The 2,493-nt window shown below is 77.5% G+C and carries 1 protein-coding gene and 1 rRNA gene; both read right to left on the minus strand.

What is annotated here, in order from left to right; translation table 11 throughout:
- Positions 1 to 244 precede the first annotated feature (244 nt).
- Positions 245 to 1,036 carry a tetratricopeptide repeat protein gene (locus tag ACI78U_RS24835; RefSeq protein ID WP_456878118.1) on the minus strand — a complete coding sequence of 264 codons (792 nt, stop codon included), beginning with the start codon at positions 1,034 to 1,036 and terminating at the stop codon, positions 245 to 247.
- 1,132 nt (positions 1,037 to 2,168) lie between these two features.
- Positions 2,169 to 2,285: ribosomal RNA gene (rrf, locus tag ACI78U_RS24840) — 5S ribosomal RNA — on the minus strand.
- Positions 2,286 to 2,493 lie beyond the last annotated feature (208 nt).

Raw genomic sequence — 2,493 nt, forward strand, 5'->3', positions numbered from 1 at the left:
CCCCCCCCCCCCCGCCCCCCCCCCCCCCCCCCCCCCCAACCCCACCCCCCCCCCCCCCGCCCCCCCCGCCCCCCCCCCCCCCCCCCCCCCCCCCCCCCCCCCCCCCCCCCACGACGTCGTTCCGGTCGATGACAGCCACGCTCATGACGGCAGCGTGGTGCCCGCCGACCCCCGGCCGGTCATCGTCACGGACGCTGTGGACGCACAGAGGCGGTGTGGACGACGGAGGCGCGGCTGTCGGTGGTCAGTGCCCGGACAGGTCCTCGCCCGGCGGGTCGATCTCACCGAGCAGCTCGGCGACCTCGCGCTCGACGTCCTCGTCGAAGTCGAGGTCGTCCTCGTCGGCAGGCGCCGGGGCGCCGCCGACCGGATCCTCGGCGTCGTCGACCGGATTCCCGGCGTCGTCGACCGGATCCCCGGCGTGCTGGGTCGTCTCGGCGTCGGCCGGGGCCGGGGCGAGCGGCAGCTCCTCCTCGCCGAAGGCGACGTCCTCGTCCTCGTCCGGGCCGGCAGCGTCCACGGCCTCCCGCCACGGACCGGCCGCGGGGTCGTCGACGGCGGCGAGCAGGTCGGCGTAGGCCGAGGCGAGCCGCCGCGTGCCCTCGTCGGCCAGGTCCACCCCGCCGGGGACCGGGCGGCCGCCCAGCGCACCCTCGAGGACCAGCCGGGCAGCCGCGGTCTCCCCCAGTTCCTGACGGGCGCCGGCCTCGACGAGCCGGAGTTCGATGGTCTCCGCCGGCTCGGGCCCGGCGCCGAGCGCCTCCCGCACCAGCCGCAGCGCGACCTCCGGCCGTCCCTGGGCGCGCTCGCAGTCGGCGAGGACGGCGCGGTACCCCTCGTCGCCGCTCATCCGCCGGTACGCGCGCAGCTCCCGCGACGCCTCGGCGTAGTCGCCGGCGTGGTAGGCGGCCACGCCGACCGCCTCCCGGACGACCGCGATCCGCGAGGCCCGGTCCCGGGCGGCCCGGGCGTGGGCGAGCGCCAGCTGCGGGTCCTCGTCGACGAGCGTGCCGGCGACGACGAGGTGGCGGGCCACCTTCTCCGCGTTGCGGGAGTCCAGGCCGCGCAGGGACGCCCGGACGGCCTGGTCCAGGTCGCGGGCCTCGGCCCAGTCGGGCAGGTCAGGGCCCGGAGGGGAGGGTGGCGTGCGGTCCCGGTCGGGACGGGCCCGACGGTCGTCGGTGGGACGGCGGTCGCGCCAGTCCCGGCCGCCGGCACGGTCGGGCCGCCCGGCCGGGGCGTCCTGCCGCTGCGGACGGGCACCGGTACCGTCCTGCCGACCGCGCCACGCACCCCGGTCGCCGCTCGCCCGGGTGGACCGCTCGCCGCCCGGGCGGCGGTCCCGCCACTCCGGACGCGTGGCGCTCTCGTCGTCCCGCCGCTGAGGACGCGGGCGCTGCTCCTCCCACCGGGCACCTCGGGCGGTCTCGTCCCGCCGGGCCGCGGGACGTCCGTGGTCGGTCCGGGGACCCTCCGGCCGCCGGTCCCGCCAGTTGCCGGCGCCGCCGGTGGCCGGCCGGGGACGACGCCCCGCCTGGTCCCCGTCCCCGGCCGGGCGGCGCTCCCCCGCCGGACGGCCGACGCCGCTGCGCCGGTCCCCCCACGAACTCGACGAACGCTCGGAAGAGGGACGGCGGTCCCGCCAGTCGTCGACGGAGCGCCCCGACGCAGGACGACGATCCTGGCGGTCACTCGCGCCCCGCTCGGGGGCCGGACGACGGTCGCGCCAGTCTCCGGCGCCGCTCCTGCCCTCGACCGGCCGGCCGGACCGCTCGCCCTGCGTCCGATCCGTGGCACGGCCGTACTGGCCACCCCGCGCGGACCGCTCGCCACCGGGAACCCGCCCGCCCTGACCGCCCCGGCGGTCTGTGGAGCCGCCGACGCCACGACGTGCCGCACCGGCCGGGCCCCCGCGGCGGTCCCCACCGGGATCGCGTCCTGCCGCCGGCCGTCCCTGTCGGTCGTCACGGCCCGCACGGGCCTGACCGCGGGCAGCCGGGCCGTCCTGGCGGCCGCGCCCTGCGGAGCCTCGTCGGGGAGAAGTCATGTCGTCCTGGATACCTCGGTGCTACGGGCGGCACTCCTGGGAGCGCCACGGAAACGGATGCCGGAAACGCACGAAGACGGGGGCCGGAGCCTGTGGCTCCGACCCCCGTCTTCGAATGGTTGTCCGGCGGCGTCCTACTCTCCCACCCCGTCTCCAGGGCAGTACCATCGGCGCTGAGAGGCTTAGCTTCCGGGTTCGGAATGGTACCGGGCGTTTCCCTCTCGCCATGGCCGCCGTAACACTGTGAACGAGATCCCGGCCAGCACCCCGTTCGGGGCGGCTGGTTGGGTGCGTTCAGAACTGCACAGTGGACGCTGTGTGTGTGAAGACCATCTTCGACGTACGCAGCCGGCGTGTGGGCTGGGCTGGGAGTGTGGTCAAGTCCTCGGCCTGTTAGTACCGGTCAGCTCCACACCTCGCGGTGCGTCCACTTCCGGCCTATCAAC

The organism is Geodermatophilus sp. SYSU D00710, from assembly GCF_054050195.1.